Source organism: Ralstonia sp. OTU4908, assembly GCF_038440115.1.
Classification (GTDB): domain Bacteria; phylum Pseudomonadota; class Gammaproteobacteria; order Burkholderiales; family Burkholderiaceae; genus Ralstonia; species Ralstonia pickettii.
The window spans coordinates 26,080-40,353 of sequence record NZ_JASATD010000008.1; the positions used below are offsets into that span (position 1 = coordinate 26,080).

Annotated in this window: 16 protein-coding genes; 13 read left to right on the plus strand and 3 right to left on the minus strand. The window is 64.3% G+C overall.

What is annotated here, in order from left to right; translation table 11 throughout:
* From AAHM38_RS09270 to AAHM38_RS09290, 5 genes are all read left to right on the plus strand, one after another.
* Positions 1-1,374 carry an ABC transporter ATP-binding protein gene (locus tag AAHM38_RS09270; protein WP_015855983.1) on the plus strand — a complete coding sequence of 458 codons (1,374 nt, stop codon included), beginning with the start codon at positions 1-3 and terminating at the stop codon, positions 1,372-1,374.
* Positions 1,375-1,565: 191 nt separating this feature from the next.
* Complete coding sequence (locus AAHM38_RS09275; protein WP_015855984.1) at positions 1,566-2,528, plus strand: mannuronate-specific alginate lyase; 963 nt, start codon at positions 1,566-1,568, stop codon at positions 2,526-2,528.
* Between the two features lie 77 nt (positions 2,529-2,605).
* Entirely contained in the window at positions 2,606-3,655 is a 1,050-nt protein-coding gene (locus AAHM38_RS09280; RefSeq protein ID WP_015855985.1) for a dienelactone hydrolase family protein, read from the plus strand.
* Between the two features lie 54 nt (positions 3,656-3,709).
* A complete protein-coding gene (locus AAHM38_RS09285) occupies positions 3,710-4,672 on the plus strand; it encodes a chromate resistance protein ChrB domain-containing protein (RefSeq protein WP_015855986.1) in 963 nt (320 codons plus the stop codon).
* A gap of 26 nt (positions 4,673-4,698) precedes the next feature.
* Complete coding sequence (locus AAHM38_RS09290) at positions 4,699-5,871, plus strand: chromate transporter (RefSeq protein WP_015855987.1); 1,173 nt, start codon at positions 4,699-4,701, stop codon at positions 5,869-5,871.
* Positions 5,872-5,893: 22 nt separating this feature from the next.
* On the opposite strand, the gene AAHM38_RS09295 is transcribed toward AAHM38_RS09290, so the two are convergent.
* Entirely contained in the window at positions 5,894-6,199 is a 306-nt protein-coding gene (locus tag AAHM38_RS09295; protein ID WP_015855988.1) for a hypothetical protein, read from the minus strand.
* Positions 6,200-6,450: 251 nt separating this feature from the next.
* Here AAHM38_RS09295 and AAHM38_RS09300 point away from each other — a divergent pair, with 251 nt between their 5' ends.
* The 6 genes from AAHM38_RS09300 to AAHM38_RS09325 all read left to right on the plus strand — a co-directional run bounded on the left by AAHM38_RS09300 (position 6,451) and on the right by AAHM38_RS09325 (position 10,334).
* On the plus strand, positions 6,451-6,912 hold the full coding sequence (locus AAHM38_RS09300; RefSeq protein ID WP_015855989.1) for a lysozyme inhibitor LprI family protein: 462 nt from the start codon (positions 6,451-6,453) through the stop codon (positions 6,910-6,912).
* A gap of 420 nt (positions 6,913-7,332) precedes the next feature.
* Positions 7,333-7,653, plus strand: a complete 321-nt coding sequence (locus AAHM38_RS09305) for an ArsR/SmtB family transcription factor (protein WP_015855990.1) — start codon at positions 7,333-7,335, stop codon at positions 7,651-7,653.
* Entirely contained in the window at positions 7,647-8,165 is a 519-nt protein-coding gene (locus tag AAHM38_RS09310) for an arsenate reductase ArsC (protein ID WP_015855991.1), read from the plus strand. The genes AAHM38_RS09305 and AAHM38_RS09310 overlap by 7 nt, the downstream gene beginning before the upstream one ends.
* A gap of 5 nt (positions 8,166-8,170) precedes the next feature.
* Positions 8,171-8,878 carry an aquaporin gene (locus tag AAHM38_RS09315; RefSeq protein WP_015855992.1) on the plus strand — a complete coding sequence of 236 codons (708 nt, stop codon included), beginning with the start codon at positions 8,171-8,173 and terminating at the stop codon, positions 8,876-8,878.
* Positions 8,879-9,043: 165 nt separating this feature from the next.
* A complete protein-coding gene (locus AAHM38_RS09320; protein WP_015855993.1) occupies positions 9,044-9,952 on the plus strand; it encodes an alpha/beta fold hydrolase in 909 nt (302 codons plus the stop codon).
* A gap of 52 nt (positions 9,953-10,004) precedes the next feature.
* On the plus strand, positions 10,005-10,334 hold the full coding sequence (locus AAHM38_RS09325; RefSeq protein WP_009239494.1) for a hypothetical protein: 330 nt from the start codon (positions 10,005-10,007) through the stop codon (positions 10,332-10,334).
* Positions 10,335-10,389: 55 nt separating this feature from the next.
* Here AAHM38_RS09325 and AAHM38_RS09330 read toward each other — a convergent pair whose 3' ends face one another.
* Positions 10,390-10,758, minus strand: coding sequence for a hypothetical protein (locus AAHM38_RS09330; protein ID WP_015855994.1), 369 nt, complete (start codon positions 10,756-10,758; stop codon positions 10,390-10,392).
* A gap of 578 nt (positions 10,759-11,336) precedes the next feature.
* Here AAHM38_RS09330 and AAHM38_RS09335 point away from each other — a divergent pair.
* Together AAHM38_RS09335 and AAHM38_RS09340 are read left to right on the plus strand one after the other, a co-directional pair.
* A complete protein-coding gene (locus tag AAHM38_RS09335) occupies positions 11,337-11,696 on the plus strand; it encodes a CHAP domain-containing protein (RefSeq protein ID WP_015855995.1) in 360 nt (119 codons plus the stop codon).
* Between the two features lie 9 nt (positions 11,697-11,705).
* Complete coding sequence (locus AAHM38_RS09340) at positions 11,706-12,161, plus strand: DUF3828 domain-containing protein (RefSeq protein ID WP_015855996.1); 456 nt, start codon at positions 11,706-11,708, stop codon at positions 12,159-12,161.
* Positions 12,162-12,248: 87 nt separating this feature from the next.
* Here AAHM38_RS09340 and AAHM38_RS09345 read toward each other — a convergent pair whose 3' ends face one another.
* Positions 12,249-14,222: an APC family permease gene (locus AAHM38_RS09345; protein WP_015855997.1), complete on the minus strand. Its 1,974-nt coding sequence runs from the start codon at positions 14,220-14,222 to the stop codon at positions 12,249-12,251.
* Positions 14,223-14,274: the final 52 nt, after the last annotated feature.

Here is a 14,274-nt window from a genome sequence, read left to right on the forward strand (position 1 = left end):
ATGGTTACCACCAGCACCCATAGCCAGAACGCTGAAAGCGTCATGGAGCTGCGCGGCGTCTCGAAGATCTTCCGCACCGCAGACCACACAGACCGTGCCGTGCTCGAAGGCGTGGACCTCAACCTGCGCCAGGGCGAGATCGTCGCCATGCTGGGCAAATCCGGCTCGGGCAAATCGACGTTGCTGCGCATCATGGCGGGTCTGGTGCGCGCCGATCGCGGGCAGGTGCTGTTTCGTGGGCGTGAATACTCCGGCCCCGTGCAGGGCATTGCGATGGTGTTCCAGTCGTTTGCGCTGTTTCCGTGGCTGACGGTGCAGCAGAATGTGGAGCTGGGCCTGGAGGCGCAAGGCGTGTCCAAGGCCGAGCGTGAAGAGCGCGCCGAACAGGCCATCGACCTGATCGGCCTGTCCGGCTTCAACAGCGCCCTGCCACGCGAACTCTCCGGTGGCATGCGCCAACGTGTGGGCATTGCGCGCGCGCTGGTGACCGAGCCCGACCTGCTGCTGATGGACGAAGCGTTCTCGGCCCTCGACGTGCTGACCGGCGAAAACCTGCGCGACGAAATGCTCGACCTGTGGGAAGACCGCCGCACCAATATCAAGAGCATCCTGATTGTCTCGCACAACATTGAAGAGGCGGTGATGATGGCGGACCGCATCGTCATCCTCTCGAGCGATCCGGGGCGTATCCGCGCCGAGGTGCGTGTGCCGTTCCCGCGCCCCCGCAACCGAGATTCCGCCGCGGTGCGCAACCTTATCGACGAAGTGTATGGGCTGATGACATCGCCGGAGCGCGTGGGCGTGCATGTGGGCGTGGAGCCCGCTGCCGAGCAGCTTGCCTACCGCCTGCCCGATGCCGAGATCGGCCAGATGGAGGCCATCCTGGACCTGCTGGTCGAAGCGCCGTTCAACGGCCGCGCCGACCTGCCACACCTGGCAGAAGAAGCCGGCGTGACCGACGACGACCTGCTGCCCGCCTGCGAAGCGCTGGCGCTGCTGCAACTGGCCACCATCGAGCGCGGGGACATCATCGTCACGCCGTTCGGCAAGACCTACATGGAAACCGAACCGCCCGAGCGCAAGGTGCTGTTCGGCCAGAAGCTGCTGGAACGCGTGGCCCTGGCCGCGCACATCCGCGCCGAGCTGGAAGCCAACGAAGACGGCGAGATCCGCGAAGAGCATGTGCTGCGCGAACTTGAGGCGTACCTCAAGCCCGAAGAAGCCGAGCGCGTGCTCAAGATCGGCATCGAATGGGGCCGCTACGGCGAGGTGTACGAGTACGTGTACAACACCGGCATGCTCACCCTGCCCCGTGAAGAGCGCGAGGAACGCGAAGAGCGTGAGGCGCAGGACGGTGGGGATAACGCGCAGTAAGGACACGTTGCCGCTGACGTCAGAAGAGCCGCTCGATGCGGCTCTTTTTCATAGTCGCTACCGTTTGTAACCCCCGTCAACGGCACCGCGAACCACGCCGTTTTTCGTGTGCGGGCATCGACTCTCGCAAGCCCGCCCGCTCCGGTCTTCCCCCGTCTGCCGTCCTTTGCCGCCCCGCCCCGGAGGTCGAAATGCGTCGCGCGTACGTTCGAACGTTGTTAGCTTTTTCGCTGGTCGTCGGCGCAGGCTTCGGCTTGGTGCATGCGGCCCGCGCCTGTGAGATTCCCGCACCCGTCCAGACGATCGATCCCCCCGGCTTTTACGACGCCGCCGCGGGCTACACGCGCGACGTAAAACCGATGCGCAATTTCATCGCGCAACTCAACGCGTCAGCCGACAAGGGCGATTGGACGTGCGCGCTGAGCCAGCTTCGAACCTGGGCCGATGCCGATGCGCTGATGGGCAAGATTTCCGGCTATCAGGGCCACTACGAACGATCGTGGGCCGGAACGGATTTCGCCATGGTGCTGCTGCGCATGCCAAGCGAGATCCGCAAGCGAAACCAGGCGCAGCTCGATGCGATCACACCGTGGCTCGAGCGCATTGCGATCGCCACCCGCAACGCCGAGGCGATCAACCATCTGCATAACAACCTGGTGTACTGGGCCGGCCTCAATCTGATTGCCATCGGCACTGCGACGGACAACAGCGACCTGATCGACTCCGGACTCCTGCGCGTTCGCGAGGGCATTCGCGATATCGGCCCCGACGGCGCGCTGGCCCGCGAGGTCAAGCGCGGCGATCGCGCGCTGCACTACCACACGTTCGCGCTGATCCCGCTGGTGTTTGCGGCGGAGCTGGTGCAGCGGCGCCATATCGACCTGTACCGCGAGAACAACCACGCCATCGGCCGCCTGGCGAACCTGGTGATCGATGCGGTGGTTGACCCGGCGAGCTTCGAAAAAATCACGCCGATCAAGCAGGCGCTGTTTCCGTGGACCTTCCAGGATGAGCTGTGCTGGATGGAGCCCTACTATGTCCACGCGCGAGACCCGCGGCTGCCTGCGCTGATTGCACCGCGCCGCCCGTTTTCTGAATGGCGGCTTGGCGGCAATGTTACGGCGGCGTGGGGTGCGGAGCTGCCCGGCCATTGAGAGGGGCCGGTGTTGTTTGGAATCCCGCTACCCACAAGCGCACAATCACCACCTCCGCCCCACCGCCAGGATCCCTCATGAGAAGGCTCTCGACCGTCGGCTTGTTGCGCCGCCTGTTTCGCGTTGTTTCCGTCATGGCGCTGATCTCCGCGCCCGCATCGGCGCAGCAAATCGTCAGCGATCTCTCGGCACAACCCACCGGCCGCATCCACTTCAACAGCGTCACCCCCAAGAGCAAATGGGAGCTGGCGCATCGCAAGTTCGACAAGACGCCGACGCCCATCTGGGGCACGTTGTACCTGCCCGAGAACCTGCAGGGCCCGGTGCCAGCGATGGTGATCTCGCACGGCTCGGCCGGGCCGCAGCAGAAAGACGTCGACCGGTGGGTGCGGCTGTTCAACCAGATGGGCATGGCCGCGTTCGTGGTGGATTCGTTTGGCCCACGCGGCATTGCCAATACGATGGACAACCAATCGCAGTTGAACCCCGCCGCCAACGACGCCGACGCCCTGTTCGCGCTCAAGCTGCTGAGCACCGACCCGCGCATCGACCCGAAGCGCATCGGCCAGATCGGGTTCTCGCGCGGCGGTGGTGTGTCACTGGACATGACGCTCGACGCGTTCCGCAAAGGCGTCATCGGTGACGACACGCGGTTTGCAGCGCTCATCGGCTTCTACCCCGGGTGCTCGGCGCTCTGGTGGGAGATCCCGCCGCCACCGCTGACCGGCGCCCCGCTCATGCTCGCGCTGGGCGAGAAAGACGACTACACACCCGCGCAGCTATGCCGCAACGCCGCGGAGATCATGCAGCGTGATGGGCAGACCGTCGAGGTGCACGTGTACCCCGGCGCGTATCACGACTTCGACAACACGCGTGCGTACTTCAAGTACTTCCCAGGTGCGACTACGGCGCGCGATTGCCCGCAGACCCTGATCGACGTGCAGCACGATGCGTACTACCGGCTGCCAGGCGGCGAGAAGTACGCCAACCTCCAGGCCATGCAGGCCGACTACACGCGCTGCACCACCCGGGGTGTCTCCACTGGCGCCAACCTGGAGCAAGCCAAACGCGCCGAGGCCGACGTCAACGCGTTCCTGGTGAAAGCCATGGGCCTGTCGCCGCGCTAATGTAGCAATCTCTACAACATTGCAGCGGTTGTGACGCACGCCTATGCTGCCGTCATGACCGCCTCCCCCGATTCCTGGTTGTTGCTGATCGTCAGCCTACCCACTGCCCGAGCCACCGCGCGCATGCGTATCTGGCGCGCCATCAAGGCGATCGGCTGTGCGGCGTTGCGCGATGGCGTCTACCTGCTGCCTGCGCGTGCCGAGCATGCGGCACAGCTCAACGAGTTGGCAGACGAGACGCTGCAGGAAAACGGCCAGGCATGGGTGCTGCGCGTGCAAGCCGGCGATGCGGCGGAAGACGCGGCCTACCGCGCCCTGTTCGACCGCACGCCAGACTACGCCGAATGGCTGGCCGAGCTGTCTGAGGCGCGCAAGACGCTCCCCGACCTGCCCACCGCCGAGCGCAACCGGCTTCTGCGCCGCCATGCCCGCGCCTACGAAGCCATCCGCAAGATCGACTTTTTCTCCAATGAAGCGACCGTGCGTGCCGATGCGCAATGGCGCGACTTTGCTGCGGCGGCCGAAGCCACACACTCGCCGGGCGAACCGCGTGCCGCGGCGGGCGGCATCCCCCGGCGTGATCCCACGCAGCACCAGGGCCGCCTGTGGGCAACCCGCCGGCACCTGTGGGTGGACCGCGTTGCCAGCGCTTGGCTCATCCAGCGCTTCATCGACCCGCACGCCCGGTTCCTGTGGCTCGACAGCCCGGCCGATTGCCCAGCAGAAGCGCTAGGTTTCGACTTTGACGGTGCCACATTTACGCATGTTGGCGAGCGCGTTTCGTTCGAGGTGCTCATCGCCAGCTTTGGGCTCGATGACAACCCGGGGCTCGCGCGTCTGGGCGCCATGGTGCATGCGCTCGATGTGGGCGGCGCGGCCACGCCTGAAGCCGGCGGGTTCGAAGCGATCCTGGCGGGCGCCCGCAAACGGCTGGCCGATGACGATGCCTTGCTCGCAGAGATCGGCACCGTGCTCGACTCGCTGTACGTGCATTTTTCCGGCAGCCGGAAACCCTGACGGCTTTCACCCATGACAGGCAACTCATGAACCTTGCTCCCGAACGCCCCACCTACACGCTGCGGCAACTGCTGCTGTATTTCCTCCGGCTTGGCGCACTGGGCTTCGGCGGCCCGGTCGCGCTGGCCGGCTACATGCGCCGCGATCTGGTCGATACCCGCCAGTGGATTACCGAAGCGGACTACAAGGAAGGCCTTGCGCTGGCCCAGCTCGCACCGGGGCCGCTGGCCGCGCAACTGGCCATCTACCTTGGCTACGTGCACTACCGCATCGTCGGCGCCACGCTGGTCGGCCTTGCGTTCGTGCTGCCTTCGTTCCTGATGGTGGTGGCGCTGGGCTGGGCTTATGTGCGCTTTGGCGGGCTGACCTGGATGCAATCGGTGTTCTATGGCGTGGGTGCCGCAGTGATCGGCATCATCGCCATCAGCGCGCACAAGCTCACCACCAAGAGCGTCGGCAAGGACAAGCTGCTGTGGGCCGTCTATCTCTTGCTGGCGGCGGTGACGGTCGTGACGGAATCCGAAGTGGCCTGGCTGTTTGTGGCTGCGGGTGTGCTGGTGTGGTTCTGGCGCGCACCGCCCCGGTGGCTGCGCCAGGGCCGCATGAACGCCGTAGCCGTTGCCCCGGTCGCAGCGGCCAGCAGCCTGCTCGGCACGATGGATTCTTCGCTGCTCTCGCAGCTTGGCGCGTTCTTCGCCAAGGCTGGTGCGTTCGTGTTCGGTTCGGGGCTGGCCATCGTGCCGTTCCTCTACGGCGGCGTGGTCACGGAACACCACTGGCTCAACGAAAAGCAGTTCGTCGACGCGGTGGCCGTGGCGATGATCACGCCCGGCCCGGTGGTCATCACTGTCGGCTTTATCGGCTACCTGGTGGCGGGCCTGCCCGGTGCGTGCGTGGCCGCGCTCGGTACGTTCCTGCCGTGCTACCTCTTCACCATCCTGCCGGCACCGTACTTCAAGAAATACGGCAAGCTGCCCTCCATCCTCGCGTTTGTGGATGGCGTGACGGCGGCAGCGGTGGGCGCTATTACCGGCGCGGTGATCGTCCTGGCCAAGCGCTCCATCGTCGATGTACCGACGGCGCTGCTGGCCGTGGCGACGGTGCTGCTGCTCGTGAAGTTCAAGAAGCTGCCCGAACCGGTGATCGTGGCGGGCGCCGCATTGCTTGGCCTGGCGCTGTATCCGCTGCTGCATCGCTGACACAACGCGCCCAGCCGCGATCTCACTTCCACTTGGCGCCAATCTCCGCCAACCCCGCTTTCTGCAAATCTTCCGCGCTCATCGCAATGCGGAACTCGCAGTCTGCGTTGAACTGCAGGAACCACGGCTCGGCCAACGCTGGAATGTGCGAGGCCGATTCCACATTCACGATGAGCACCGCGCCGCGATGGCCGCTCTGCTCGGTGAAGTACACCGCCTCGGGCTTGCTCTCGGCCAGCACGCGCGGAATCCGCTCGGCGATGGAGCCGTCGCGCACATAGGTGTTGAAGGGTTCGTGCGGAATCCGCACGTTGACGAGCATGCGCATGATCTGCCTCCTGGATGATGGCCAGGGCAAGCGCCGCAACGAGGTCACCAAGGCCACCACGGCCGCCACGCCCGCGCATGGCCGAACACCACAGGTATAGGACGGCCGTCGTGTTTGCGTTATCAGCCTTTGGGTCGGCGAGATGGCCTAGTGGCCAGGATGAGAGCACCCAGCATCCACGCCCTGTGCCGCACGGGAAGACTTTTCCTACCATGGCAACCACCCCTGCCGTAAAAACGATGAGGTATGCGATGGCATTTCCGATGCTCGACCAGCAGATCCGTCCGACCCGCCGCCCAGCCATCCGGGCCGCGCGTGGTGTCGCACGCATACTATCCGTCGCTGCCGCGCTGCTGCTGTCCCTAGCCGCCTCGGCCGCCGACCCCGTCGACGACGCGCTGGAGCTATGCCTGAAAACCCCGCGCGGCGAAACCACGGCTGGCATGACCGAGTGCACGCACGCCGCGTATCAGGCCTACGACCGCCAGATGAACACGCTGTACCAGGCGGTGATGAGCAAATCCGACCCCGTATCGCGCGAGGCCATCCGCAACGCACAACGTGCGTGGCTGGCCTATCGGAACGCACAGAAGGCGGCGGACAACGCGCCGTGGCGGGCAGACGCCGGTTCGGTGGCAAGCCCCGATATCGAAGGGCTGAACGTGGAGGCAATCCGAGCGCGCATTGCGGAACTGGAGTACTACCCGCACTAGCCGCGCGGGGCAGACGCCACTGTGGATAACCTGCGCTCCCTCTGTGAATAACTCCAGGGACAAGCGTGTTGGTTCTCCGGGGTCAGCGTGCAGACAGCACGGGAATAACTTCCCACCGGGACGACGGGCCCCGACGCGATCCCCCGCAGTCATCCACGCAACGGCACACGCTGTCCGATGGGTTGTCCGTTCTGCAAGTCGTTGATGTCAAAGCGGTTTTATTGCTTATCCACAGGACTTATCCACCGTTATCTACTACTACTATCTGTATACATAAAGAAGTAAACCTATAAACCCTCTGTGGGGCATCGAGGCCGTGGCAGGGTTGTGGGCAAAGCGGCATGCGGGGGTTCGCCATGGACGACGCAATCGGTTGATTGACACGCGCCTGTCATTCAATAGTTTCAATATGTTGGAACTATGGAAGAGACCGACGCCATCCGATCCCTCGCCGCGCTGGCCCACGGCATTCGCCTGCAGGTGTTTCGCATGCTGGTGGTGGCCGGCCCGACCGGCCTCACGCCGGGTGCGATTGCCGAACAGCTCGACGTGCCGGGCGCCACGTTGTCGTTCCACCTCAAGGAACTGACGACCGCCCGCCTCGTGACACAAGAGCGCGACGGCCGCAACCTGATCTACCGCGCGGCGTATGACCGCATGAACGCCCTGCTGGGCTTCCTGACCGACAACTGCTGCCAGGGCAACGCCTGCCTGAGCGCCCGCACAGACTGCCAATGCTGACCACCCCCACCGCCGCCCGCACCACCAACGTCCTCATCCTCTGCACCCACAACTCCGCACGCAGCGTGCTGAGCGAAGGGATGCTCAACCATTGGGCCAAACAACTCGGCAAAGACGTGCGCGCCTACAGCGCCGGCAGCGCGCCGAGCGGCCGCCTCAACCCGTTCGCCCTGGAAGCCCTCGCCAACGCCGGCATCGACACCACCGGCTACCGCAGCAAGAGCTGGGACGAATTCGTGGGCGACGGCGCCCCGCAGATGCGCATCGTCATCACCGTGTGCGACAGCGCGGCAGCGGAAACCTGCCCCTACTGGCCCGGCAGTCCGGTCAAAGTGCATTGGGGCTACGCCGACCCCTCCAACGCGCCAGGCGGCGACGAGGGCAAGCGGCAAGCCTTTGAACTGACACGCCAGGCCATCGGCTACCGCATGCTGCAGTTGCTGGCGCTGCCGCTCGACACCCTCAGCAACGCCGAGCTGCAGGCCGCGCTGGAACGCATTGCACAGGCCTGAACACCATGGTCGAACTGCGCAGCCGGCTCACCGCCGAAGCACTGGGTACGGCGCTGCTGCTGGCCATCGTGATCGGCTCCGGGATCATGGCCGAACGCCTGTCTGGCGGAAACGTCGCGATCGCGTTGCTTGCCAACACGGCCGCCACGGTGGGCGGGCTCTACGTGCTGATCGAAGCCTTGGGGCCCATCAGCGGGGCGCACTTCAATCCGGTGGTGAGCGCTGTGATGGCGGCGCGTGGCGAGCTGCCCGGCGCCGCCCTGCTGCCGTACATCGTTGCGCAAATGCTGGGCGCGGCGCTGGGCGCATGGCTGGCGCACGCCATGTTCGACATGACCCTGCTGCAGTTCTCCACCAAGGTGCGCAGCGGCACGGGGCAGTGGATTGCCGAAGCGGTGGCCACCGCCGGCCTGCTGCTCGTCATCCTGCGGGCGCCCAACGGGCGGGCTGCATCGACGGTGGCGGCGTACATCGGCGCGGCGTACTGGTTCACGGCGTCGACATCGTTCGCCAACCCGGCGGCCGCGTTCGGGCGCATGTTCAGCAACAGCTTTGCCGGCATCGCGCCCGGCAGCGTGCCGGGGTTTGTGCTGGCCGAATGCGCAGGCGCCGTGCTGGGCGTGCTGCTGCACAACCTGCTTGAACCGCGCCTTGTTGCGAGCAGCCATCCCAACGTCATCGAATCGTCGGGCGAGCATCCGCCGCAGACGTAACCCCAAAGCGCCAGCGCGCGCCTCCCCTCTCCTTCACGCTTGCACCCCGCGTGGCGCGTACTACTCTTGACGAGGCCCGGCATCGCGCGTTTCCGACGGTGTGCGGCCCGATCTGCAGGCTGCTTCCGGCTTGGCCAGCCGCCCCACTCCCCCAAGAGAACAGCCATGCGAAAACTGTTTGCAGCCGTCGCGCTCATGCTCGCCATGACGCCCCTTGTGCAAGCGCAGGTGAAGCCCTATCCGCCGGGCTTTCGGCACCAGAACATCCAGACCGACGGGGCGACGCTGTTTGTGCGCGTGGGCGGCAGCGGCCCGGCGGTGGTGTTGCTGCATGGCTTTGGCGATACGGGTGACATGTGGGCACCGCTCGCCGCCGAGCTGGCGCGCACGCATACCGTGGTGGTGCCGGATCTGCGCGGCATGGGTTTGTCGTCGCACCCCGAGGGCAGCTATGACAAGCGCACCCAGGCCGGCGACATCCGCGCGGTGCTCACCAAACTGAACATCGACCAGGCCGATGTGGTGGGCCACGACATCGGCACCATGGTGGCGTTTGCTTATGCGGCGCGCTACCCGGACAAGACCACGCGGCTGGTCGTGATGGATGCGCCCGTGCCCGGTGTGCCGCCGTGGGAGCAGATCGTCCGCTCGCCCAAGCTCTGGCACTTCTCGTTCGGCGGCCCCGATGCCGAGCGGCTCGTCAAAGGCCGCGAGCGCATCTACCTCGACCGGTTCTGGAATGAGTTTGCCGGCAACCCCTCCAAGATCGACGAAGCCACCCGCGTCCACTACGCCCGCCTTTACGCCAAACCGGGCGCCATGCATTCAGCGTTTGCGCAATTCCTGTCGATCCCGCAAGACGCGGAGGACAACCAGAAAGCCATCGCCACCAAGCTGCCCATGCCGGTGCTCGCCATTGGGGGCGCCAAGTCCTTCGGCGAGAACGAGGCCATCGTCATGCGCAATGCCGCCACCAACGTGCAGGCGCTGGTGATTCCGGATGCGGGGCATTGGTTGATGGAGGAGCAGACGCAGGTTACGGTGGGTGCCGTCGTTAAATTTCTGGCGCAGTAGCGTCGGTCTTCCTCATTGGTCTTTCAACGCATCTCAACGAATGGAGTCTCCAATGCAGCCAGTCGTCCGAGTTTCGATTCTGCGGTGTCCGCCAGACAAGTTCGCCGAGATGCGCCAGATGATGAACGACCTCGAAGCCCTGCTCCGGCCCGGTATCGAGGCCATGCGCGGGTTGGTCGCGTTCTATGTGGGCGACGACGAGGCGACATCGTCGCTGTCGAACGTGAGCCTGTGGACTGACCTGGACGCGGCCAAGCAGCTGGACACGTTTCGCCCGATGTTGGATTCGGCCAAGCCCTTTCTCGACAAGGGCGGCACGTTCGAGCGGCCGATCATGAATTACCTGCCGATGTGGGAGTTGAAGCCGGTGGCGAAGGTTTGAGGGTTTGTCGCTGCCCTGGCATTCCCGCCCGTCACGGGAATGCGTCAACCTGTTGTTATTGGCTGTAACCACGCCGCTCTATGGCGGCTAACACATCCCACGTCTGCGGATCGATCTCGCGTCCCCCAAGCGACATCGAAACGTACGCGTCAATCGCATCCACAAAGCCTTTGATGAACGCCGGCGGGAACGACTGCGTAGAGAACACTTGAAGCTGTTCGCGCAGCATGCCCGGCCGGCATTGGCCGTGCGTGCACATGGCGGTGCGAGTTCGCTTGAGATACGCCTGTGCCGCGATGGCGCCGTTCAGGTAGGTGCGGTTCTTGGTCAGCCTGCCTGTGTCCGATGACGTGTGCGGTGGACTAGGCGACGGTGCTGGCGGGGACGGGTACGACGCTGGGCGCGTCTCGTCTGCAATAGGCATGGAGCCTCCTTGGGATTGAAGGAGCCCCACCATCTCGGCGCTAAACGAGGGTGGCGGGCCTGACGATGGTGTTAGCGACCCGGTCCCAAGGAAACCGGTAGACCCGGAGGTCTCACCATCCGGCCCGCCAAAGTAGGCGCGAACGGAAGCAGCAGTGCGACTGCATGCAGCAATCGTCCGCCTTGGTGTTTCAGGTCGCTAAACCAGGCTGCCGTTGGTGCGGCAGCGAGAGAATTATAGCGATGGGCGCTGCTTCCATCTTCCGATTCTGTGCACCGAGCCCACGGGCTCCAACGCCCGAGCGCCACAGTTTCAGGCGCGTCTGTCGACCTCAAACTTTCGATCTCGGCAGCCGGAGGGCTACACGCCACCGTCGAACAGTGGCGCCAGCCCCTCAGAGGTTCAAGCTCGACTATTGGAGGCCGACACTTGAGCCGCAAAGGCTCGTGATCGAGCAATGCAGCACGGCCACCAAGATGGACAACAGGTCGGTTGGATTTTCAGAAACGGCTCATGCATTTGCGGTCGTGCACCGTGTAGAAAGCAGGCTCCTCTGCCAACTTTCTCAGGAGCACGCAATGTATAAGGGCATCTCAGCTGCAAACTATGCAGCAAGCAATATCGAGCCGAATAGTGTGGGCCGCTGCGCAGAATACGTGCGCAAGGCGATTGAATGGGGCGGTATTTCTTTGCAGCGCACCCGCTCGGCAAAGGACTACGGCCCATCATTGCTGGCCGCCGGGTTCCATGAGGCGATAGGCTCGCCGATGAAGGGAGACGTGATCGTGATTCAACCCGCCCCCGGGCACCCTCACGGACACATGGCGATCTACGATGGCTCCCACTGGATATCAGACTTCAAGCAGCTTCATGGTTTCTATCCTGGCCCGGCGTACAGAAGCGCCAAACCGGCCTACAAGACCTACCGTTATCACTGAGGCAAGCTCATGACCCGCTTCCTTTCCCTGCTCGTTGCGGTGGTATGCGCCCTCGCGGTTGGGTCGGCATCCGCTGCACAGGCCGCCGTCTCGCAAAACTCGCCGGAGGCCGCAGCCATCTCGTTCTACACCTGGTTCATTCAGCATGATTCGGATCAAACGTATCCGCTGAGCGAGCCGGATATCGAGCGCTATGTCGCCACAGATACCGTTGGCCGGTTGCGCAACGACTACGCACACGCCGGCCCGCCAAATGGCGTGGACTATTTTCTCAAGGTGCAGGACTACGATAGCCGCGACTGGCTTGCCCATATTCAAGTGCAACGCGCGTTGATGCTGGGCGATGTTGCAGTGGTGCCGGTCTCTTTTGGCTCGCAAGACCCAGTGCATGTGCTGGTGTTTCTCAAGCGAGTGGATGCGACCTGGAAGATCATCAAAATCGACGACACCTGGGAGTACAGGTAAACAGTCCAGCAGAGAAACCCGGGCGTCGCAGCATGTGGCGCCTACCTTTCTGCAGCGCCTTTACACTCCCCCGCACATCAGCTCCACCTACCCCACATTCATCGGCAGCAGCACCATCTGCTTGCCCTGCACATGCAGGCGTGTCTGAATCTCGAGCGGCGTCTGGTTATGCAGCCATGCGGTCAGGAAGTTGACTTGTTTGAAGATCAGCTTGCTGGCAAAGCAGACGCTGTTCGGAAAGGCGTCCATCGTGGTTTCGGCCAGTCGGGTGAATTCGGCAATCGGGTGGGTGCCGAAGGCGATGCGGTAGTCGGCCGCCATGCCGTGCCGCCGGCAATGCGCGACGTAGTACTCCAGCGATGCGCCGATGGTCTGGCGCAGGTGGTCCAGGTGCTCCGCGCCCTCGTAGCTCTGGGCATCCACTTCGCCCACGGCCAGGAAGATGACGTTCTTGAAGTGACCCGGAAACAGCCGGTTGACCCAGAGCAGCGCGTGCATGCTGGCGCCGCGATGCTTGCCCACCAGCAGGATGGCGGTCGGCTGCGACGGGTCGGGTGTTGCCGGCGCCGTGGCTGGGTCCACTACCGGAGGCTGGCCTGCAAACAAGGCGTCTTCCTTGGCGATCAGTGCGCGCGTTTCGTCGTAATGCCGCCGGATCAGGAAGCAGAGTGCGACCACCGCGCTGGTGACGACCACGGTCAACCAACCGCCGGCCATGAATTTCTCGACCAGCGTAATGACGAGCACCGTGCTGGTGACCGAAAGCCCAAGCGCGGACAGACCGAAGTGCGTGTACCAGTTGCCGCCATCGCGGCGGCGGCGCCACCAATAGGTGCACAGGCCCAGCAATGACAGGCTGAACGTCAAGAACACGTTGATGCTGTAGAGCACCACCAATACCGCCACTTGGCCGTGCGTCCACAGCAGGATGATGACGCTGGCCACACCCATCACGATGATGCCGTTCTGCCGCACGAGTCGCGTCGACAGATCACGGAAATGACGTGGCACCCATGAGTCCTGCGCCATGTTCGACAGCACAGCGGGGCCATCCAGGAAACCGGTTTGCGCGCCAACCAGCAGCAGGCCGGCTTCGAACGCAAGCACGGCGGCCAGCAGCGCACTGCGTGCGAAGGCGGAGTCCAGGCCCATGTGGTCGATCACGCTGCCGAACACCACGGCGTTGAGCGTTTGCCCTTCCACCGGCTTGGCCTGCCACAGCATGTAGAGCAGGATGATGCCGCCTGCCGTAAAGGCCAGCGACGTTGCCATGTACACCATGGTCCGCTTGCCGGCCGGAACACGCGGTTCGGCCAGCATGTTGACGTTGTTGGAGACGGCCTCCAGCCCGGTATAGGTACCGCCGCCCATCGAGAACGCGCGCATCAGCAGCCCGATCATCACCAGTGGCCCGAAGGCTTGCGACATGCCATGCGCCTCGCCGACGGCCTCGGGCACGACAGCCGCAAGGTGCTGGCCGTGTACGGCGACGCCATAGATGATCAAACCGAGATGCAGCACCACGAAGCCGATGAAGATGGGCAGCAGCACGAGGATGGATTCGCGCATGCCCCGAAAGTTGAGCCCGGTCATCAGTACAACCAGCACGATCTCGGTGCCCAGCTTGAATGCTTGCGCGCTCACGGGCAGCAGGCTGAAGAATGCGTCGACGCCGCTGGCAAGCGACGTTGCAACCGTCAGCACGTAGTCGACGAGGAGTGCGGCGCCCGATACGAGCCCGGGCCGGGGTCCGAGCAGCGCCGTGGCTACGCGGTAACCGCCTCCGCCAGTGGGAAACAGCTCGATGACCTGGTTGTAGCCCAGCGCGATGATGAACACCGTGGCAGCGGTGGCCAACGCAAGGAACAAGGCAAGCGGTGTGTGCTGGCCCAGCGCCAGGAAGGCTTCTTCCGGGCCGTAGCAGGAGGATGAGAGACCATCCGCACCCAGGCCGACCCACGCCAGCAGCGGCGTCACGGCAATGGCGTGTCGCGTGCGCGGGTCCAGCGGGTCCAATGGCTTGCCGAACAGCAACTGCCACATCTTGGCGAAGCGTGCCATGGTGTCTCCCCTGCAGCAGACGATATCGATGCGCGCGTCGTCGTCGCAGGAG